At 61.9% G+C, this 19,041-nt stretch carries 21 protein-coding genes and 1 pseudogene; 5 read left to right on the top strand and 17 right to left on the bottom strand.

Annotation, left to right across the window (positions count from 1 at the left end):
* Positions 1-25: 25 nt before the first annotated feature.
* The 3 genes from ACAX43_RS24575 to ACAX43_RS24565 form a co-directional block, all read right to left on the bottom strand.
* Complete coding sequence (locus ACAX43_RS24575; protein WP_149672778.1) at positions 26-817, bottom strand: ABC transporter ATP-binding protein; 792 nt, start codon at positions 815-817, stop codon at positions 26-28.
* A gap of 79 nt (positions 818-896) precedes the next feature.
* A complete protein-coding gene (locus tag ACAX43_RS24570) occupies positions 897-1,610 on the bottom strand; it encodes an ABC transporter permease (RefSeq protein ID WP_370711002.1) in 714 nt (237 codons plus the stop codon).
* Positions 1,611-1,616: 6 nt separating this feature from the next.
* Positions 1,617-2,306: an ABC transporter permease gene (locus tag ACAX43_RS24565; protein ID WP_370711001.1), complete on the bottom strand. Its 690-nt coding sequence runs from the start codon at positions 2,304-2,306 to the stop codon at positions 1,617-1,619.
* Between the two features lie 458 nt (positions 2,307-2,764).
* On the opposite strand from ACAX43_RS24565, the gene ACAX43_RS24560 reads away from it, so the two are divergent.
* On the top strand, positions 2,765-3,103 hold the full coding sequence (locus ACAX43_RS24560) for a helix-turn-helix transcriptional regulator (protein ID WP_370711000.1): 339 nt from the start codon (positions 2,765-2,767) through the stop codon (positions 3,101-3,103).
* Entirely contained in the window at positions 3,093-4,370 is a 1,278-nt protein-coding gene (locus ACAX43_RS24555) for a type II toxin-antitoxin system HipA family toxin (protein ID WP_370710999.1), read from the top strand. The genes ACAX43_RS24560 and ACAX43_RS24555 overlap by 11 nt, the downstream gene beginning before the upstream one ends.
* 58 nt (positions 4,371-4,428) lie before the next feature.
* On the opposite strand, the gene ACAX43_RS24550 is transcribed toward ACAX43_RS24555, so the two are convergent.
* The 8 genes from ACAX43_RS24550 to ACAX43_RS24515 all read right to left on the bottom strand — a co-directional run bounded on the left by ACAX43_RS24550 (position 4,429) and on the right by ACAX43_RS24515 (position 11,051).
* Entirely contained in the window at positions 4,429-5,382 is a 954-nt protein-coding gene (locus tag ACAX43_RS24550; protein WP_370710998.1) for a patatin-like phospholipase family protein, read from the bottom strand.
* 21 nt (positions 5,383-5,403) lie between these two features.
* Positions 5,404-5,955 (bottom strand): hypothetical protein, encoded by a 552-nt coding sequence (locus ACAX43_RS24545; RefSeq protein ID WP_370710997.1) that lies wholly within the window; start codon positions 5,953-5,955, stop codon positions 5,404-5,406.
* A 608-nt stretch (positions 5,956-6,563) separates the two neighbouring features.
* Positions 6,564-8,165 (bottom strand): rhodanese-related sulfurtransferase, encoded by a 1,602-nt coding sequence (locus ACAX43_RS24540; protein ID WP_370710996.1) that lies wholly within the window; start codon positions 8,163-8,165, stop codon positions 6,564-6,566.
* Positions 8,166-8,634: 469 nt separating this feature from the next.
* Positions 8,635-9,063 (bottom strand): response regulator, encoded by a 429-nt coding sequence (locus tag ACAX43_RS24535; protein WP_370710995.1) that lies wholly within the window; start codon positions 9,061-9,063, stop codon positions 8,635-8,637.
* Between the two features lie 20 nt (positions 9,064-9,083).
* Complete coding sequence (locus tag ACAX43_RS24530) at positions 9,084-9,716, bottom strand: response regulator (RefSeq protein WP_370710994.1); 633 nt, start codon at positions 9,714-9,716, stop codon at positions 9,084-9,086.
* Between the two features lie 247 nt (positions 9,717-9,963).
* Complete coding sequence (locus ACAX43_RS24525; RefSeq protein WP_370710993.1) at positions 9,964-10,536, bottom strand: bacterioferritin; 573 nt, start codon at positions 10,534-10,536, stop codon at positions 9,964-9,966.
* Positions 10,537-10,622: 86 nt separating this feature from the next.
* A complete protein-coding gene (locus ACAX43_RS24520; protein WP_006052455.1) occupies positions 10,623-10,784 on the bottom strand; it encodes a DUF1328 domain-containing protein in 162 nt (53 codons plus the stop codon).
* A 90-nt stretch (positions 10,785-10,874) separates the two neighbouring features.
* On the bottom strand, positions 10,875-11,051 hold the full coding sequence (locus ACAX43_RS24515; RefSeq protein ID WP_095418798.1) for a DUF1328 domain-containing protein: 177 nt from the start codon (positions 11,049-11,051) through the stop codon (positions 10,875-10,877).
* 219 nt (positions 11,052-11,270) lie between these two features.
* On the opposite strand from ACAX43_RS24515, the gene ACAX43_RS24510 reads away from it, so the two are divergent.
* Both ACAX43_RS24510 and ACAX43_RS24505 read left to right on the top strand, forming a co-directional pair.
* Positions 11,271-12,674, top strand: coding sequence for a sensor histidine kinase (locus ACAX43_RS24510; RefSeq protein ID WP_370711131.1), 1,404 nt, complete (start codon positions 11,271-11,273; stop codon positions 12,672-12,674).
* Positions 12,675-12,909: 235 nt separating this feature from the next.
* A complete protein-coding gene (locus tag ACAX43_RS24505) occupies positions 12,910-13,044 on the top strand; it encodes an entericidin A/B family lipoprotein (RefSeq protein ID WP_370710992.1) in 135 nt (44 codons plus the stop codon).
* Positions 13,045-13,320: 276 nt separating this feature from the next.
* On the opposite strand, the gene ACAX43_RS24500 is transcribed toward ACAX43_RS24505, so the two are convergent.
* Positions 13,321-14,121, bottom strand: a complete 801-nt coding sequence (locus ACAX43_RS24500) for a DUF4397 domain-containing protein (RefSeq protein WP_370710991.1) — start codon at positions 14,119-14,121, stop codon at positions 13,321-13,323.
* Between the two features lie 360 nt (positions 14,122-14,481).
* Between ACAX43_RS24500 and ACAX43_RS24495 the strand changes: the two are divergent.
* A pseudogene (locus tag ACAX43_RS24495) lies at positions 14,482-14,745 on the top strand (NADPH-dependent 2,4-dienoyl-CoA reductase); the annotation flags it as partial.
* A gap of 100 nt (positions 14,746-14,845) precedes the next feature.
* Here the strand turns inward: ACAX43_RS24495 and ACAX43_RS24490 are convergent.
* The 5 genes from ACAX43_RS24490 to ACAX43_RS24470 all read right to left on the bottom strand — a co-directional run bounded on the left by ACAX43_RS24490 (position 14,846) and on the right by ACAX43_RS24470 (position 18,855).
* Entirely contained in the window at positions 14,846-15,775 is a 930-nt protein-coding gene (locus ACAX43_RS24490) for an EamA family transporter (protein ID WP_370710990.1), read from the bottom strand.
* A 365-nt stretch (positions 15,776-16,140) separates the two neighbouring features.
* On the bottom strand, positions 16,141-16,386 hold the full coding sequence (locus ACAX43_RS24485; protein ID WP_370710989.1) for a pentapeptide MXKDX repeat protein: 246 nt from the start codon (positions 16,384-16,386) through the stop codon (positions 16,141-16,143).
* 121 nt (positions 16,387-16,507) lie between these two features.
* Positions 16,508-17,311, bottom strand: coding sequence for a molybdopterin-dependent oxidoreductase (locus ACAX43_RS24480; RefSeq protein WP_370710987.1), 804 nt, complete (start codon positions 17,309-17,311; stop codon positions 16,508-16,510).
* A gap of 42 nt (positions 17,312-17,353) precedes the next feature.
* Positions 17,354-17,992, bottom strand: coding sequence for a cytochrome b/b6 domain-containing protein (locus tag ACAX43_RS24475; RefSeq protein WP_370710986.1), 639 nt, complete (start codon positions 17,990-17,992; stop codon positions 17,354-17,356).
* 32 nt (positions 17,993-18,024) lie between these two features.
* Positions 18,025-18,855, bottom strand: a complete 831-nt coding sequence (locus ACAX43_RS24470; protein WP_370711130.1) for a DUF1223 domain-containing protein — start codon at positions 18,853-18,855, stop codon at positions 18,025-18,027.
* Positions 18,856-19,041: the final 186 nt, after the last annotated feature.

The raw sequence follows: 19,041 nt of genomic DNA, 5'->3' as shown, positions 1-19,041 counted from the left end.
AAACGCAAAAAACGCGAGCCGCGCGTTATTTCAGACTGCCGGACAGGAACTGCTTGAGCCGTTCGCTGCGCGGCGTGGTCAGCACTTCGGCAGGCAAGCCCTCTTCTTCGGTGCGGCCCTGATGCAGGAACATCACATGGTTCGACACGTTGCGCGCGAAACCCATTTCGTGCGTGACGACGATCATCGTGCGGCCTTCTTCGGCGAGCTTCTGCATCACCTTCAGCACTTCACCCACCAGTTCGGGGTCGAGCGCGGACGTCGGCTCGTCGAACAGCATCACGTCGGGATTCATCGCCAATGCGCGCGCAATCGCCACGCGCTGCTGCTGCCCACCCGACAGATGCGACGGATACTGCTTTTCCAGGCGCGGCGCGAGGCCGACCTTCTCGAGATATTCGCGTGCCCGCTCTTCCGCCTCGCGGCGCGACATGCCGAGTACATGAATCGGCGCTTCGACGATGTTCTCGATCACGTTCATGTGCGCCCACAAGTTGAAGTGCTGGAACACCATGGCGAGCTTCGTGCGGATGCGTTGCAACTGCTTGTGATCAGCCACTTCCAGATTGCCGGCCCGGTCGGTTTTCGTTTTGACCGTTTCGCCGTCGACGACGATCTGCCCGGCGTTCGGCCGCTCCAGAAAATTGATGCAGCGCAGGAAGGTACTCTTGCCCGATCCGCTCGCGCCGATGATGCTGATCACGTCGCCCTTGTTCGCGTTGAGCGACACGCCCTTGAGCACTTCATTGTCGCCGTAGCGCTTGTGGATGTCCTGAACGGCGAGCTTGCAAGCTTCGGTTTGAGTCGTGTGGAGCAAGATGCTCTCCCTTTGAATAAACGGATGAATCTTCGTGACGGCGCCCTTCAAACGCGCCGCTTGATGCCAACCAGCCCGCTCAGTGCGTACGCACCGCCAGGTAACCGAGCCAGTGACGCTCCGCACGGCGGAACAAAGCCACCAGCGCGAACGACACTACCAGGTAAATCAGCGCCGCAAGGCCAAACGCGTCGAACGACTGATACGTGGCGGAATTTGCATCGCGCGCCACCTTCAGGATGTCCGGCACCGTGGCCGTGAACGCGACCGTGGTGGCATGCAGCATCAGGATCACTTCGTTACTGTACAACGGCAACGCCCGGCGCAGCGCGGACGGTATCACAATGCGGCGGTACATCGTGAACCCGCTCATGCCGTAGGCACGGGCCGCCTCCACTTCGCCGTGCGAAGTCGAACGGATCGCACCGGCGAAAATCTCGGTGGTGTACGCACACGTGTTCAAAGCAAAAGCCAGAATCGCGCAGTGAAAACCGCTGCGGAAGAATGCGTCGAGCAACTGATGCGAACGCACGAATTCGAGGCTGTACATGCCCGTGTAGATCAGCAGCAGTTGCACGTACAACGGCGTGCCGCGAAACACGTAGGTGTAGAGACGCACCGGCGTCGACAGCCAGCGCTTCTTCGACACGCGCGCCACCGCCAGCGGAATCGCCACGAAAAACCCGATCCCGATCGAAGCCACCAGCAGCCACAGCGTGACTGCCAGCCCGGAGATACGCTGACCGTCCCAGTACAGAAACGCGCGCCAGAATTGATTGAGAATGTCGATCATGGTCGTTTAGAGCTCCGCGTGCCGTACGCCGATCGAATAGCGCTTGTCCAGCCAGATCAGCACGAGATTCGACGCGGTGGTGATCGCCAGATAGATCAGCGCGGCGACCAGGATGAAGAAAAACATGTTGAAGGTGCTCTTGCCCGCGTCCTGCGCGGCTTTCACCACGTCGGCCAGACCGATGATCGACACCAGCGCCGTGGCCTTGACCAGCACCTGCCAGTTATTGCCGATACCCGGCAGCGCGAAGCGCATCATCTGCGGAAACAGGATGCGCGTGAACACGCGTGCGCCGCTCATGCCGTACGCGCTGCCCGCTTCGAGCTGACCGCGCGGCACCGCGAGAAACGCGCCGCGGAAGGTCTCGGTGAAGTACGCGCCGTAGATGAAGCCGAGCGTCAGCACGCCGGCCACGAACGGATCGATATCGAACTGCGGCAGACCGAGCGCGTCGGTCAGATTGTTGACGGCGATCTGGATGCTGTAGAACAGCAGCAACATCAGCACGAGATCGGGCACCGAGCGGATCAGCGTCGTATAACCGGTCGCGATCGCCCTGAGCGGGCGGTTGAAGGAGAGTTTCGCCGCCGCGCCCGCGAGGCCGAGCAGCACCGAGGCTGCCAGCGACAGGACGGACAGCTCGATCGTCTGGATCGTGCCGGCCAGCAACACCGGACCAAAGCCGTAAAGGAACACGCGTGTCTCCATCCAGGTTTATTGAGGATGTCACGGACGGCGTCGGCTTGTGCCTGCCTGACTCATCCGGCATGGCGCGGAGTCTCGCAAGCGAAAATTAATTACTCAAAGCCGGGCAGTGATTTTGTTGCGTCGCAACAAAGTGCCGTTTGCCGCGCCTGGAGGCGTGCAGAGCTTGGTTTTGCGGGGGATATCGTTTGGCAGGGCCGGTGGCGTGCCGTGAGCGCTGCCGCGATTTAGCAAGTTTCGGGTCGCTTTTTCGATAGATGGGGCACGCTGCGTGCTGCCCAAAACGGGCGCCAAAAATTCAGACATGACTCATATACGAGTCATGAAGGCTATTCGTGATTCATTTACGAGTCATTCATTGTCTTTTCATATCTTCCCGTTCATAATGATTCACAAACGAGTCACAAAGGCCTTTTGTGACTCATATATGAGTCACAAAAGGCATCTTCATGCTCCCATCAGCTAGTCGCCCTGCCTCTCGCTACAGTCTGGACGCCGCCCTGCTGCTCGGACAATTGATTCGCCGCGCGCGTCTTGAGCGAAAGATCACGGCAGCACAGTTGGCGGAACGAGCTGGCCTGTCCCGCAGTCTCGTGCAGCGGATCGAAAAAGGCGATCCGTCCTGTTCGATCGGCGCCGCCTTCGAAGCCGCGGCAGTCGTTGGCTTGCGTCTTTTTGATGCCACCCAGTCGAGCCTGACATCCGCCATCCAGGCTAACGCAGAGGTACTGACGCTGCTGCCACGCGCCGTGCGCGCACCTCGCATCGAAACGAAAGATGATTTCTGACACCTATAAGGAGGCCTTTGTCTGGGTCTGGTTACCCGGCGCAACCGAACCGGTGGTCGCCGGCCGGCTAGCTGCTGTCGGCGACCAGATTCTGTTCAACTACGGCCAGAGCTACCTGGCGCGCGAAAACGCCATCCCGCTCTACCTGCCTGAGTTACCGCTGCAGCGCGGGACGATATCGTTGCCCAACGGCCTGTCGATGCCGGGTAGCATCCGCGACGCGGCGCCGGACGCATGGGGCCGGCGCGTCATCGTCAATCGCAAGCTTGGCGTGCGTGGGCGCCAGGTTGATACCACCGAACTCGACGAACTGACCTATCTGCTGGAGTCCGGTTCGGATCGCATCGGCGCGCTCGACTTTCAGTTGTCGGCGACCGAATACGTGCCGCGCGAAACGGCCACGGCCTCCTTCAGCGATCTGCTGAATGCAGTCGCAAGCGTCGAGCGTGGCGTACCGCTTAGTCCCGACCTGGAGCGCGCGCTGTTTCACGGCAGCTCGATTGGCGGAGCACGCCCAAAGGCGATGATCACCACGCACAACCGGAAATTTATCGCGAAGTTTTCGTCGCAGAGCGACGTCTACAGCGTCGTGAAGGCCGAATACATGGCGATGCGCCTCGCGTCCGAAGTTGGCATCCACGCCGCGCCGGTGACCCTCAAGCACGTCGGCGGCAAGGATGTGCTACTCATCGAACGGTTCGACCGCGTGCGCGCCGCGCAAGGCTGGCAACGCCGTGCAATGGTGTCGGCGCTGACGTTGTTCGAGCTGGATGAGATGATGGCGCGCTACGCGAGCTATGAGGACCTCGCCACGCTGATCCGCCATCGTTTCAGCGCCCCGAGAGCCACGCTCAAGGAGCTATTCGCACGCATGCTCTTCAACGTGCTGTGCGGCAACACCGACGACCATGCGCGCAACCATGCCGCCTACTGGAACGGCCGCGAGTTGGCGCTCACGCCAGCCTACGACATTTGCCCTCAGGCGCGCGCGGGCAATGAAGCCACCCAGGCCATGCTGATCGTTGGCAACGAGCGGCTCAGCCGGATCGAAACGTGTTTGAAGGCGGCGCCGCAATTCCTGCTGACGAACGAAGATGCCATTGCGCTGGCCCAACACCAGATCGAGGTGATTTGCGATCGTTGGAACCCGATCTGCACGGAGGCGCAACTGAGCGAGGTCGATCGTAACCTGATGTGGCGCCGCCAGTTTCTCAATCCGTTCGTGTTTGAAAGCGCACCGCCAGCGCTCGCCGCGTTAGTTCAATAGATTGGGCAATAACGCCATATCGCCCAGAACCCGCTACGACCGGGTGGTTCGACCGCCCTTAGTCAATCCCCAACCTGGCCCGAATCGCCGGCAACATATATTCCACCGCCGCGCGCCCTTCTTCTATCGCCGGCCCCGCCCGGTGAAAGTCGAAAATCCCCATGCCGCCCAGCCGCGGCTGAATCAGGATATCCGCCGGCTCGCCGGCCAAGCGGCTGCGCGAAATTCGCACCTGCATGATGTCGATGCTTTGCGCGATCGAACTGAGCATGGACGGCACGCGCGCGCTCGGCGGCGGCGGCACGCGCACATCGCTGGTAGCAAGAGCGTCGGCGGGTGCAAGCCAGCGCGGCCACGGTTTGCCGTTGCGGCGCAGCGCGACCGGCGGCGGCTCAGCCGGATCGAGCGCCGGCGTATCCACCACCGCACCGCCGAAATCGCGGCCATTCAGAATATCGTTGTTCAAATCTACGGCGATCACGCAGTCCGCCCGCATGCCGCGCGCCACCGAGACCGGCACCGGGTTGCTCAAACCGCCGTCCACCAGCCACACGCCGTTGTGCCACACCGGCGTGAAAATTCCGGGAATCGCAATCGAGGCGCGCACCGCGTCGAGCACGCTGCCGTCCTGCAACCAGCTCTCGCGGCCCGAATCGAGTTCCGTGGCCACCGCCGCGAACGGCATGTTCAACTGCGCAATCGAGCGGCCGTCGAATTTGTCCGCGAACAGCTGGATCACCTTGCGCCCACCCAGCAAGCCGCCCGAAAACCGCAGATCGAGCAGCCGCACCACTGTTTGCCAGGTGAGTCGTGACACCCATTCTTCGAGCCAGTCGAGGTCGCCATTCGCATACACGGCGCCGACCAGCGCGCCGATCGACGTGCCGCACACCACGTCCGGCTTGATGCCCGCATCGTGCAACGCGCGAATCGCGCCGATGTGCGCCCAACCGCGCGCGGCACCGCCACCCAACACCAGCCCGATCCTGCTGTATCGACGTCGACGTATCATCCGTTCCCTGCCTTCTTTCGGCTACCGCCCGCGTATCACGTCGGAGCGCGATGTCGTGTACACCTTCTGATACTGATCGAAGTGCACGTTGAAAATGCCTTCTTCGGTCACACCGCCCTCACGCCACTTCCAGCTCCATACGGTTTCCGGCTTCAGTGGAAACACCGCGATCTGGCCAGGCTTGCCGAGCAGGCGGCGCACTTCGTCTTCGCTCATGCCGATGCGAATCTTCCCGAAGTTGTCGCCCGTCAGCACTTGCGTGATGGATTGCAATTTGCCTTCACGGTCGATATCGACCATGTAAGTGTTCAGCCCTTGCGGGCCGCGCGGATATTCGAAGCGCTTCGAGCCATCGGTGAATGTGCGCTCGGTTTCCGGCTTGCCCATCTGATCGCGGATCTGCGCCTCGGTCGTGACGCCGGGCGTCATACCCTTGAGCAATAACGCATCCGGCTTGACGGCGTTGAATAATTCCTTGAGTTTTTGCACGGCACGGTCGCTCTGTTGGTCGTCGCAACCGGTCAGTGCAACGCACGCGGCCAGCATGGCGACGGTAAGCAGTTTGAGGCTCACAGCAAGTTTCCTGTACGGATGCGGACCAGCAATTCGCCCACATCCCGTTGTGTAGGGTGTCCCCAAGGGGGACTTCCTTTCGGGCGTGCTTACAGGATAACCGCGCACGGAAAAAACCGCGAGCGAGGGCGGCAAGGCGACTGTGGGCCATCGTACGATGGTGACTTGTGGCGGAATGCGATGGCGCGGCGAGGTATCGGAAAACCGGCGCCACAAGCAAAAAGGCGACGCTGTGCAAAGCGTCGCCAGGTCGGTCGATACGGTCAACCGGGAAAGTGAAGGCAGCCGAACAGCTGCCTGAAACGCAGCACCGCGGACGACGCGCAGCGGCCTGGTCCCGGGCGAAGCGGTGAGAGACCTTGGCCTCTGACCTTGCGCCCTCGCCGGAATGACAGACCGCTGCTTGTTTGGTCGCCCTGGTCCCTCGATAAGCCTTCAAGTGCAGCTAATCTAAACGGATTGGCGGATTTAGACGAGAGCGCGTTTACACCGAATTGGCAGATGATTCACGGTTGATGGCACCGTCAACGGGGCATTCATGGAGGGACTCCGGCAGGCCGCGTCAAGGCAAAGGGAAGCAGCGAGCGAAGCTCGCTCGAGCAAGCCCCTCAAATCACACGAAAACCGTGTGTCCCATCGCGCCCAAGTTGTGCGACGAGACCGTACTCCCATTGCAGATACGCGTTCATTGCTTCGCGTGCGTTATCGGTTCCCTCATACGGACGCCGATAACGATCGATGCGCGGCGATGCGAGGCGCGTCTCGCCGCTTTCGACCGGTAAGTCCGCTTCGATCCACGCACTCGTACCGCCACTCAGCACCTGCACCGGCTTGGCCGCCAACACCGCCAACTCAGGCGCGGCGAAGCGCGCAAGCAGACTGCTGCCGCAAGTCACCACATAACGTTTTGCATCGGGCAGCTTGCGCAACGCTTCGTCGAGTTGCCCGCGAATCGCAAACCACGCGCCCGGAATATGGCGTTTCACATAATTCGCGCTGCTCGTGAAATCCAGCACGACCGTGCCGGGCGATTGCAGCAGCGTGACCAGTTCAGCCGGCGTGATCTCATCGACGGCAGGCGGTGTGGGTGCATGGCGCGCCGCGGGCGCAACGCCTTTTTCGCTGAAGTCAGAAGCCGTCAGGCCATCGACCACATACACCTCGACGTTCATCTGCGCGAGCCACGACGCGGTCATGTTCGCGCGCGCCCCGTCGTTGTCGGCGAGGATCACGCGCGCGCCGCGCACCGGCGCGAACATGTCGGTCTCCTGCACCAACTGCCCGCCCGGCGCACTGCGAAAACCGGGCACGTGGCCCGCTTCGTATTCTTCGGGCGTGCGCACGTCGAAGCGATACACGGTGCGTACCGCTTCGCCGACCCAGCGTCGCGCTTCGTCGCGCGAGGTGCGGCCCACTTGCGCACGGTCCGCCACCTGGCGCGCTGAATCAGCGGCGGCGAGCCGGCACTTATCGTCGACGATCGGATCGAAGCGGCGCGAGCTGCCGTGCGCGAGCGCCTGACCGGCGAGGGTCCAGCCGATGGTGCCATTGCGCAGCGCCGCGACAGGATTCGGCACGCCTGCATTGATCAGCGACTGCGCGCCGATAATGCTGCGCGTGCGCCCCGCGCAATTGACAATGATCCGTGTGGACGGATTTGGGGCGAGCTGCCGCGCGCGCAGCACCAGCTCAGCGCCCGGTACGCTGATGCTGCCCGGAATATTCAGGGTCTGGTATTCGTCGAAGCGGCGCGCGTCGAGCACCACCACATCGGCTTCGCGATCGAGCAACGCCAGCACCTGCGGCGCCGTCAGCGACGGCGTATGCCGCTCGCTTTCGACCAGTTCGCCGAACGCCTTGCTCGGCACGTTGACGTCCTGGAACAGCTCTCCGCCGGCGTCCCGCCAGCCTTGCAAACCGCCGTCGAGCAGCGCGACGTTGCCATAGTGCAACTCGCTCAGACGCCGCGCCGCGCGTTCGGCGAGCCCTTCGCCAGCGTCGAACACGACGATCGGCACATCGCGGCGCGGCAAGCGCACGGGCGCCTCCAGTTCGAGCCGCGACAGCGACAGATTTGCAGCGAACAGCGGATGGCTGCGCGCGTGCGGATCTTCCTCGCGCACGTCGACGAGTGCGATTTCCTCGCCCTCGAGGAGCGCGCGGCGCACGCCTTCGAATGATCGGGTACGGAACTCTTTAACGAAACTCATGAGATCGGGGACTCCTGCGAGACATTCCGGATATTCGGCAATACGTCGTTCGAGTAGCCGGAGATAAACGTCTTTCGGCCGCCGCCGGCCCATCCAGCGCGCCGTTGGCCGTGATGCGATAACTTCGAGCAATTTCCGCGCCGCATAACACGCCGATCGAAACCCATACGGCGTGAGCGGGAAACGCACCTTGCTCGGTACGACGGCCGCTTAAGCTACGGTGAGGAGTGCCTTGGGGCTCATCGAATCAAGCGAGTTTGAACGCGAGATGGAAGTGGGGCCTGGCTTGTCTGGGTGGCCCTGGATAAGAAAGAGCGCGAGGGGTGTATGCGGCATCGAGTCTGGGGGATCACAGCCAGCACACGGACAAGGCGCGGAAGGCACGCGCCGAGGATGATCTTGAGTAGGCCCAGTGCGAACACCCGGTTAGGACGACTGGCCTTGTCATCGTCACGCGCGCAAAAACCACTTACCGCCCCCCCCTCGCAAACGCATACTCATGCAACGCATCAATCACCCGATCAAACTCAAACGATTTATCGTAAAAGTGCCGAACCCCATACTGCTCACACCGCGCCCGATAAGCCGGCAACGCATGATTAGTCAGCACCGCAGCAAAAACCGCATCGATCAGCCCCTCGCGCTGCAAGTAAGCCAGCACCGGCACCCCTGACCCCTGCTTCAACTGCAAGTCCACAATCACCGCATCAAAAGCCTCATCGCTCAACAGCGCAATAGCCTCATCGGCGGAATCCGCGTACGCGGCCACCTGCAGCAAACCGGAGGCGTCGATCGCCTCGACCAGGCTTCTTCGGATCAGCGGCGAATCCTCGATCAACAGCACGCGCAACGGCGCGGGACCGGCTGGCTCGGCAACGGTGTTCGATTCGCTGTTCATCGGTGTATCTCGATCGTTCATTATTCGATCAAGCCGTTCTTGATCGCGTAATAAGTCAGATCGGCATTGTTCGCCAACCGCATCTTCTCCAACACGCGAGCCCGGTAAGTACTCACCGTTTTCACGGACAAATGCAATTCCTCCGCAATGTCGGTCGGAATCTGCCCCGCCGCGAGCTTGCAGAAAATCTGGAACTCGCGCTCCGATAGCGCTTCGTGCGGCCGTCCCACGGCGGGCTTGTCGAGGTTGTCGGCAAGCGTGTCGGCCACCGCTTCCGACAGATAACGATGCCCCCGAGCCACCGCGCGGATTGCCCGCACAATCTCATCGGGCTCGCAGTCTTTGTTCAGATAGCCGTTCGCGCCCGCGCGCAGCAGGTTGATCGCGTATTGACTCTCCGGATAGCCCGACAGAATCAGGACGCCCTGCTCGGGGCGCACCTGCTTGATCACACGTAACGTGTCGATGCCGTTCTTGTCGGGCATCGCGATGTCGAGCAGCACGACATCGAACGCCTGCTCCCGCACGAGGCTAATGGTTTCGTCGCCGGTCGCGGCTTCCGCCGCGACGCACATGTCCGGCTCGTCAGCGACGAACTGTCTGAAACCACCTCGGACGATCGCATGGTCGTCAGCTATCAACACTCGAATCATCGTTTGGTTGTCCGGGCAATAGGATTGCTCCAAAGCAGACATTGTAATGATCTCCGGGCACGCTTTCGCCGAAGACGTGGCGACACAGCCGCAGACACGCAGCTGTAGCAGCACAGCGGCCCATGGCCGCGCGGGAAACCATTCAGACCGCCCACGCCCGCCGCATCGCTCGCACAGACGCCGCGGCCAAAGCGGCATGCCGCTCGCAATGGCCCCGGGATGCGCTCGTGCATCCGCTTGTGTATCGTTACTCGCGGCCTTCGAGCAGATCTGCCATATCGTCGGCATGCTCTTCTTCGACAGCGAGAATTTCTTCGAACATACGGCGCGTCGTCACGTCCTTCTCGCCGAGATAACGCACGATCTCGCGATACGTATCGATCGCAATGCGCTCGGCGACCAGATTCTCGCGAATCATGTCCGTCAGATTCTCACCTTCCTTGTATTCCGAATGCGAACGCGTCTTCAAGCCGTCAGGTGCAAAATCCGGCTCGCCGCCAAGCTGTACGATGCGCTCGGCAATAAGGTCGGCGTGCTCCTGCTCTTCCGCCGCATGCTCGGCGAATTCCGCGGCCACGGCCTCGGAGTTGATGCCTTTGGCCATGAAATGATGGCGCTTATAGCGCAACACGCAGACAATCTCCGTGGCCAGCGAGTCGTTGAGCAACTTCAGCACCGTCGCGCGGTCCGCGCCGTAGGTTTGCGTGACGGCACCATCCGACATGTGCTTGCGCGCGTCATCGCGGATCTTCTTGATGTCCATCACGAACGGATCGCTGGATTGAGATGCCGCGCCGTGGGCGCCAGATGACTTCGACATTGAATTTCTCCTTTATCCTGTATGGGGGAATTGCGCATCACGCACGAATCGCGCCTGATGTGCCGCTACAAGGACGAACTGCCCGTCTACGTTCGGAATACGCCGAGCAGCAGCGTGACCACGAACACGACAAGGAAAATGTAGAACAGAATCTTCGCGATTTCAGCCGCCCCGGCTGCAATCCCGGTAAAGCCGAACACAGCCGCAATGATCGCAATCACGAAAAAGACGATGGCATAGTGAAGCATGGCGACTCTCCTTCTTGTTGGTATCCGCGCAAAGCGAACCGCTCTCTCACGGCGGGCGAAAGCGGCGCACACCCTCCTCGTTGAGCGGCGCTAGTCGACGATTTTCTTCGTCACCACGAAGCCGAGTACGAGGAACACCACGCACAGAATCACGAACACGACAAACAGGAACTTCGCAATCGCCGCCGCGCCCGCGGCTACGCCGGTAAAGCCAAGAAGGCCGGCAATCACCGCCACGACGGCAAAGAACAATGCCCATTTCAGCATGATGGCTTCCTCCAGAATGAATCATTGAACAATCAGGTTCATCCTATCGATCAGCGGAGGTGGGCGCATTCCGATGCACTCCGGTTTTCGTGTGAGAATCCGCTTACATTGGATTACGGCAGCGTTACGACGTTACACTCATGCCCAGCTTAGGAGCCGAATGTGCCGAACGTGCCGAACACGCAAAACCCAAGGGCCGCAGCGCGACTCAGTGACTGGATGCGCAATCGCAGTTGGGCGATTGCGATGACCGTGGCGATTGTCATCACCGTCGGCGGCCTCGTGATTCTCGAGACGGCGCGCGAGCGCATTACCGCCGAATACGAAACCGCGCTCGAGGCGCGCGACGTGACCGTGCAACTGAGCACGCTCGCGAATCAGTTATCCCGCCTGAGCGCGCACCAGAGCGACTTTCTTCTGACGAAGCAGGATGCCTCTGCTGAAGGCTTTTGCGCCACCGCCGGGCGGATCCGCCAGAGCGAGCAGCAGTTGAACCGGTTCTACCGCAGCGGCAACGCAGACAGTGCCGAGCTCGCAAGCTTCACCCAGATTCGCGGACTGATCGAAGCGCGCATCGGTGCAGGCGCTGCTGCATTGCAACGCGCGGCGTCGCATCCGCTCGCTCTCGGCGCCTGCGGTAGCGCGATCGAGGCCAATCCCGCCGATGCCGCGCTGGTCGACAGCACGCTCACGCTGCTGCGCGACAACGAGGAGCGCCGCGCGCAGCACGCCCTCGACGCAAGCCGCGCCGACCAGCGTATCTCCACGCTGTGCGCGGCGGGGCTGTCAGCGCTGAACATCGTGCTGTTCATCCTGCTGTTTCGCAATCTCGGCATCCAGATCGATCGCCAGGCGCGCGTGCAGCGTCAACTGATCACGCAACAGGAAGAACTCGATCAGCTCGTCAATGAACGCACGCGCCAGCTCGAAGCGCTCGGCTGGCATTTGCAGGCAGTCAGCGAAAACGAAAAGACCCAGCTCGCGCGCGAACTGCACGACGAGCTCGGCGCGATTCTGACCGCGAGCAAGATGGATGTGGCCTGGGCCAACCGAAAACTGAAGGACAGCGAGCCGGACATCTCGGAGAAGCTCAAGCGCGCGCTCGCTAATCTCGACCAGGGCATTGCGCTGAAGCGCCGCATCATCGAAGACATGCGGCCCACCGTGCTGGCGAACTTCGGACTCGTCACCGCGCTGCGCACGCTCGCCGACGAAGCCGCGCAGCGCAACAACTGGACACTCGAATCGCACCTGCCCGCCGACGACATCCAGCTCGACGAGCAAACCGAGATCGCACTCTTTCGCGTCGCGCAGGAGTCACTCACCAACGCCGCCAAGTACGCACGCGCCTCGAAGGTATCGATCGCCTTGCAGGTCGGCGACGGCCAGGTGACCCTGCATATCGCCGACAACGGCGTCGGCATCATGCCCGCCGATCTGAAGCGCACGCACACCCACGGGCTGCTCGGCATGCGTCAGCGCGTCGCCGCGCACGGCGGCCGCTTCGATATCCGGCGCGGCGTGCCGAACGGCACCGACATTCATGTGGTGATGCCGAGTGTCAGTACCGCAACACCGTCGGTCGATCTACCGCCGGCGACGCCGTCGCGAACGTCCGTCTAGCAAGGCTTTGCGACGCATTGCAGCCGCAGGTGTAGGACTGCGCCGACGCAAACACCGGAGCACGCCTACAACAAAATCGCAGCGCAACTGACAGCGCTGCCTCCGCCCTTTTTTTAACATGCAATCAGACCGGATCGACTGGCGTAAGCCCCGGTCGGACGACCGCTAGCCCAGCTAGCACGTGCCGTGAAACATGGGCACGTCAACCGATGCATTCTTGACCAGGAGAACTTTCATGAATCGACTGATCGCTTTGCTTCTCATTGCAGGGACGGCTGCGCTCGCGGGCTGCAACACAATGGCGGGGGCCGGACAGGATATTTCGAAGGGTGGCCACGCCATCACGAATTCGGCCGAAGAGGCCAAGTAAGGTACCGGTTGACGGCCCGGCGGGTTGCCGGGCGGTGTCTCCCTAGTCCGTCGCGGGCAACCGCTGCGGGCTTTTTTTATGGCCGGCCTGTACGCAGTGCATCGTGCTGCGTCTCCGCACGCGGAATTGCGTCTATCGAGCGGATTGCCCCCTCCCGTTGCCACGCCCGCAAACAAAACGGCGATCCCCTTGCGTGGATCGCCGCATGTCCTCCCCAGGACAGATGTTTATTGTGTATCCGCAGCCTGCTATGCACGCAGGCTTGCGTCCGCGAGCTTATTGACCCGTCAGCGTATTCGACAACTCAACGCTCGGCGTGGTGGTGTTGCCGTTCTGCGCGACCAGCAGATGAATCTGCCCCGGCTTGACTGGGCTGAGTGCACCGGCCGTCGGCACCGACGTCACCAGCCAGTCAGCGTTGTTCGACAGCGAGAAAGACGGCGACTGGAAGATCGGCGTCTTGCTGCCCGCCACTGTCGCGATCAGCACATATTGGCCGCCGGATACGTAGATCGAATCCTGGCCGCTTGCCGGGACGGCATTCTTGAACGACACGCCCGCCATCGTCGGACTGACATTGGTGATGTTGTTGGTGCCGGCTGCCGGGACCAGATACAGGTCGAGGTCGGTCGCGTTAGCCGATGCGTTGAAGCCACGCAGGCGCGCGCTATTGGACAGGAGACCCTTGTCGAACGGATCGTCGATCAGGCCGATATCCGGCGCAGTCAGCGCCGGCAAAGCCAGCACCGTGTATTCGTGACCCTTCGCGACATTGGGGAAGTTGCCGCTGGCGAGAGCCGTCGTCGTGCCGGTAGCCGAGTAGGCGACCGTCGTCGAACCCGTGTTGATGTTGGTGAAGTTCGTCACGCCCTTATAGGCGATATTCGTCTGTCCCGAGGGTGCGGTGCCGTTCACGAGGAAGTCGACTGCCGGGCCGCCAGGGATTGCGTGGATGAAATGGATCTGCGGATTGGTCAGCCCGAGTTCCTTGCCTACGTCGCTGGAGCCGCCGCCACCGCAAGCGCTAAGAACAGATGCAGCCGCTACCACAGCCGCCATGGTTCGGATCAGTTTCATTGTATTCACCTATATCGATGTTGGGCCCGCGACCCGTTGATTTGCGGGCGTTCCGCTTCGGACATCGTGCCGCCGGAAACCGTGTTCGTTGATCGTTTGAACGGTTCCAGCCAGGCTCTCCGAAATGAATCGCCCCTCCTATCCCTGCTGCACATCGCGCCTGGTTTTTATGAGCGGCGCGGTCCGTGTCAATGGACGCTCGCATTCAGCAATGCGTGTGCCGGGGGGGCGATATGGCTGAGGGAAACGGAAGAATGTCTTATGGAACAGCGCGTTGCGGGGATTAGAAACTTTCCCCGGACGGTTGGCCTGAAGCGCGGTGTATTGTTCGTGCGCACCCAATACTTACATGACCCCTGCATGTCTTACCAACACTTGCTCGCCGAACTCGACCTCGGCTTCACTCGCTTGCGCAACCGCGTGGTGATGGGTTCGATGCACACCGGCATGGAAGATCGTTTCTGGCATTACCCGAAACTCGCCGCATATTTTCGCGAGCGCGCGAAAGGCGGGGTGGGCCTGATCGTCACCGGCGGAATCTCGCCGAACGGCGCCAAACGGCCCAACGGAGCCAAGGTTCCACGCTATCACGTGATCGGCGGCGCAAAGGTCGCCACGGAACTGGATGCGAAACGCGCGATTCGCGAAGGCGCGGAAGTGGCCGCGGCGCTTTGAAGCAGCGGCGACCGGGCGACGGGCAGCAGACAGCCGGCCGCCGCCCGTCTCAAGCGCGACTCTTCTTCCGGTAATCGAACCAGAAGGACAGACCCACGCTCGCCAGAATCACGATAGTCGCAATCACGGTCGAGTGCGTGACCGGCTCCCCGAGCAGCAGTGCGCCCAGCGCCACCGCGACCACCGGATTCACGTACATGCAACTGCTGGCGATGATCGGACTCGTGTGCCGGATCAGAAAGCCATACGCAACATAGGCGGTCATCGTGCCGATCAGCATCAGGTAGACGAAGGCCACTATCGGCAGAAAATGCACCTCCATCATCCGCTCGCCCGAGACCCACGCCACCATTGTCGACATCGCGCCGCCCAGGCCGATCTGCAACGACGTCGACAGAAACAGGTCCGACGGCAGCTTCAGCCGCCCGGCCAGGTGCGCGCCGCCTGCCCAGAAGAGCGCGCCGCAGAGAATCGCAAGACTGCCGCCCGCCGACCCCGGCGTGCTGTCGCCGTGACTCAGGATCGCGATGCCGACGAGGCCGAGGCCCACCGCGAACCACTCGCCTCTGCCGATCTTGCGCCCCGCCACCGCCGCGATCACCGTCGCGAATAGCGGCACGGTCGCCACCATAACCGCCGCAGTGCCGGTGCCGACGGTGCGCATGCCATAGGCCAGCATGCCGCTCGACAAGCCGACCAGCATCGTGCCGACAAGGCCGGCATTGCGGATTTCCGCCGCACTCGGCCAGACCGGATTGCGGCGCGCCGCGAAGACGAAAAGCCCTACGCCGGCAAACAGATTGCGCAGCCCCGAGAGCAGCAGCGGCGGAAACGAACCGAGCGCGACGTGCACGGCGAGATACGTCGAGCCCCACACGAGATAGACGACGGCGAGCGCGAGCGTGATCTGTCCGTTGCGGGACTGCGGCAAACGGATCGGGAAACCACGCGGAAAACGGCTTGGGAATTGCAGCGACATGCGTTCAATCCGCCGGTGCCGCTCGAGGTGCTGCGCCCCCGCTGAAGACCCTGTGGCGGGATGGCGGACATCGCATCGGCGATGCGGTCTGACGGGCGAGGCTGGCGGACATGTCGGTGGAACGGAAGGACGATAGATGGCCAATGGGGCCACACCGCCGCGGCAGTCGAAAGAAATCGATCCGCGGCTGACACGCGCCAAACGTTTGGCGCGAATCGCATTATGCAGTAAGCGCCCACCGCGTCGTCTGAAAGAATCGTCACTTATTTGCGTGCCTGCAACAAAAAGCCGGGGACGTTTCCCCGGCTTTTGCCGCACAGGTAAAACCGGCGCTAAAGCTATGCGGCCGGCATCGACAGCAAGGCTCAGTTGGCCATCGCGCCCGACGCTTCGTGCTTCATGCCCATCCCGTCGCTGCCCTTTTTCATCTTGTCGTGCTTCATCGTGCCCTTCTTCATGTTGTCCTTCGACATGTTGTCTTTGGACATCGAATCCTTCGGCATGTCCTTGGACATCGAATCGTTGGACATGGCGCCGCTTGCCTGAGCGAACGCGGCGCCGCCGCTGGTCAGGAGGGCGACGGCCATTGCTGCGATTGCGAACTTTTTCATGGGATGACTCCGTTTCGTTATGGATGAATCTGAACCGGCTCGTACCTCTTGCCGGGGTGTTTCCGAAGCTTCTGCCGCTCGGGGTCGAGCATCCGGCTTTGCATGCGCCGACCCGCGCGCGTCAGGAGCCTCCGAACCAGTTGTAGCCCTGGTCGACCCAATAGCCGCCGGGAAACGTGTTGGTGACGAACATCTCGACAATGTGCTTCGGATTCTTGTAGCCGAGCTTGGTCGGCATGCGCAGCTTCATCGGGAAGCCGTATTTCGCGGGCAGGCGCTCGCCGTCGTACGAGAACGTGAGCAGCGTTTGCGGATGCAGCGCGGTCGGCATGTCGATGCTTTCGTAGTAGTCGTCGGCGCATTTGAAGCCAACGTACTTCGCGCTCGTGTCCGCGCCGATGCGCCGCAGGAAATCGCTGAACGGCGTGCCGCCCCAGCGGCCGATCGCGCTCCACCCTTCCACGCAGATGTGCCGCGTGATCTGCTCGGCATGCGGCAGCGCGTACAACTCAGGCAAGGTCCAGACACGCTGACCGGTGACGAGGCCGCTGATCTTCAGCTTGTAGTCGGACGCGTCGACATCGGGCACGTCTTCAATGCCGTAGAACGCGTTGAACGGGAACGGCCGCGTGATTTCCGCTTCGGTATAGGTCGGCGCGAGCTGCTTCGGATCGAACAATGCGGCTTGCGCGCGGTCGTTCAGACGCGACACGGCCGTCAGGAATGCGTTGACCGAATCGTTGTCGGTGAGCGAGCAGCCGGTCAGCATCGAGAGGCCGCCGAGCGTGAGAAGCCGCTTGCCGAACAGGCGCCGCGACGGCATCGCGAGTTCGCGCCGTGCGTCGATCAGGATCGACTCGCGGTCGAGCTTATGAGCCAGATTCAGGCCGGGCTTTCGATCGGGGTTTGTAGTGGGCTTAGTCATGATTCGATGTCCTTAAGCTTCGCGTATCCGTGGCGCAGCGGCTCAGCGTCCGCGCAGCATCGCCAGCAGCGAGCGCGGCACGAGCGCCACCATCGCCAGATGCACGCCGATGAACGCGGCCATCAGCGACATGGCGCAGAAATGGACGACGCGCGCGTTGTCGTAGCCGCCCATCAGGCCGCGCAGCAGCGGAAACTGCACCGATTTCCAGATCGCGAGGCCCGAGAGCACGAGCACGATCAGATCGCAGACGACGAACAGATAGGCGAATTTCTGCACCGCGTTGTAGACGCGCAGATCGGCGTGCGAGAGCTTGCCGGTCAGGGCCGCGATGAAGTCGTGCAGCACGGCGCGCGGCGAGACCGGCAGGAACTTGCGCACGAAGCGTCCGCTCAGCAGATTCAGCGCGAGATATAACAGACCGTTGAAGACCAGTAGCCACATCGCCGCAAAGTGCCATTGCAACGCGCCGCCGAGCCAGCCGCCGAGCGTGATTGCCGGGGGAAACGTAAAGCTTTTGAAGATCGGCGACGCGTCATAGATGCGCCAGCCGGACAACATCATCACGATGGCCGCGAGTGCGTTGAGCCAATGCGTGACGCGCACCCACACCGGGTGAATCGTGCCGCTCCTCGGCGTGGCGGGCGGAGCGGTTTCGCGAAGTGCATGAGGCGTTGCCATGAAAATCTCCCTTGAATGAGGGCGCCGCGCGGTCAACGACAGGCGGCCAGTTCGGCCACTTGCAGCACGTCGCCGGTGGCGGCGTTTTCGACGAAGGCGACTACGCCGAAGTTGTCAGCGGGGGCGTTTGCATCGGCATCGTCGATGCGAACATCGCGGTGGATTTGTGCGTTGCCCGCCACCAGCGGCACGGGACCGATCCATTGCCGCACGACGCGTTCGTGATGCAGCGTTGCACCGCTGTTTTCGCCGGCTTTGACCTGCGAGTTCAACGCGTTTTCGTAGACCGCTACATAGGCGTTCAGCTGGCCGGCTGTGGTGGCCGCCTTGGTGGTGAATTGCGCATCGACGTTGAATGCGCCCTTCGTCTGGGTTTTCAGTGCCAGCGCCACGTTTGCCTGCGCCGGTTCGGCGACAACCTGGCCGATGCGGCTCTGAAAACTGTCGCGTTGTGACCAGCTGCGCAGTTCGCGGCCTGATACGAAGATCTCGGGCGTGTAGATGGTGTGGCCGCCGGCGAGGTCAGCGAGGGTTTGCTGACGTTCGGTAAAGCGATGCTGCGAGAAGCGGTCGGTCCAGCCGAGGCTGTTCCAGTAGTCCACGTGCAGGGCCAATGGCACGATGCTTTGGGTTGTGCCGCTGTTTTTCCACTGGCTCAGCCAGTTGTCGGCTGGCGGGCAGCTGTTGCAGCCTTCACTGCTGTAGAGCTCCACTAGCGCTACGCGGTGGGATGGGCTATGGGACGTGCACATGGCCGTGGCTGCGGTTGCCATGCCGCTGGCCGACAGCGTACTCAGCGCTACGGTGAGCGCGATTACTCGGGTGAAAGGCCGATCGGCTCGGCGGGTTCGTGCGATTTGCATGGCGTGCTCCATCAGGATCTGCACGTTTGTCGAACCACGAGACCGCTTATGACAGCCGGTTCTGATTTTTATTTTAGTTTTGGATGTTCGCTTCTCCGAGGCAATTAAAAAGACACCCCGGCCCGTGCTAACATTCACCTTTCGATTACGCCGATCCAAGCTTTTTCCCGGCGCTCACCCTAATAC

This window comes from Paraburkholderia sp. IW21 (assembly GCF_041321145.1).
Taxonomy (GTDB): domain Bacteria; phylum Pseudomonadota; class Gammaproteobacteria; order Burkholderiales; family Burkholderiaceae; genus Paraburkholderia.
This window is presented reverse-complemented; position numbering and strand designations above follow the sequence as displayed.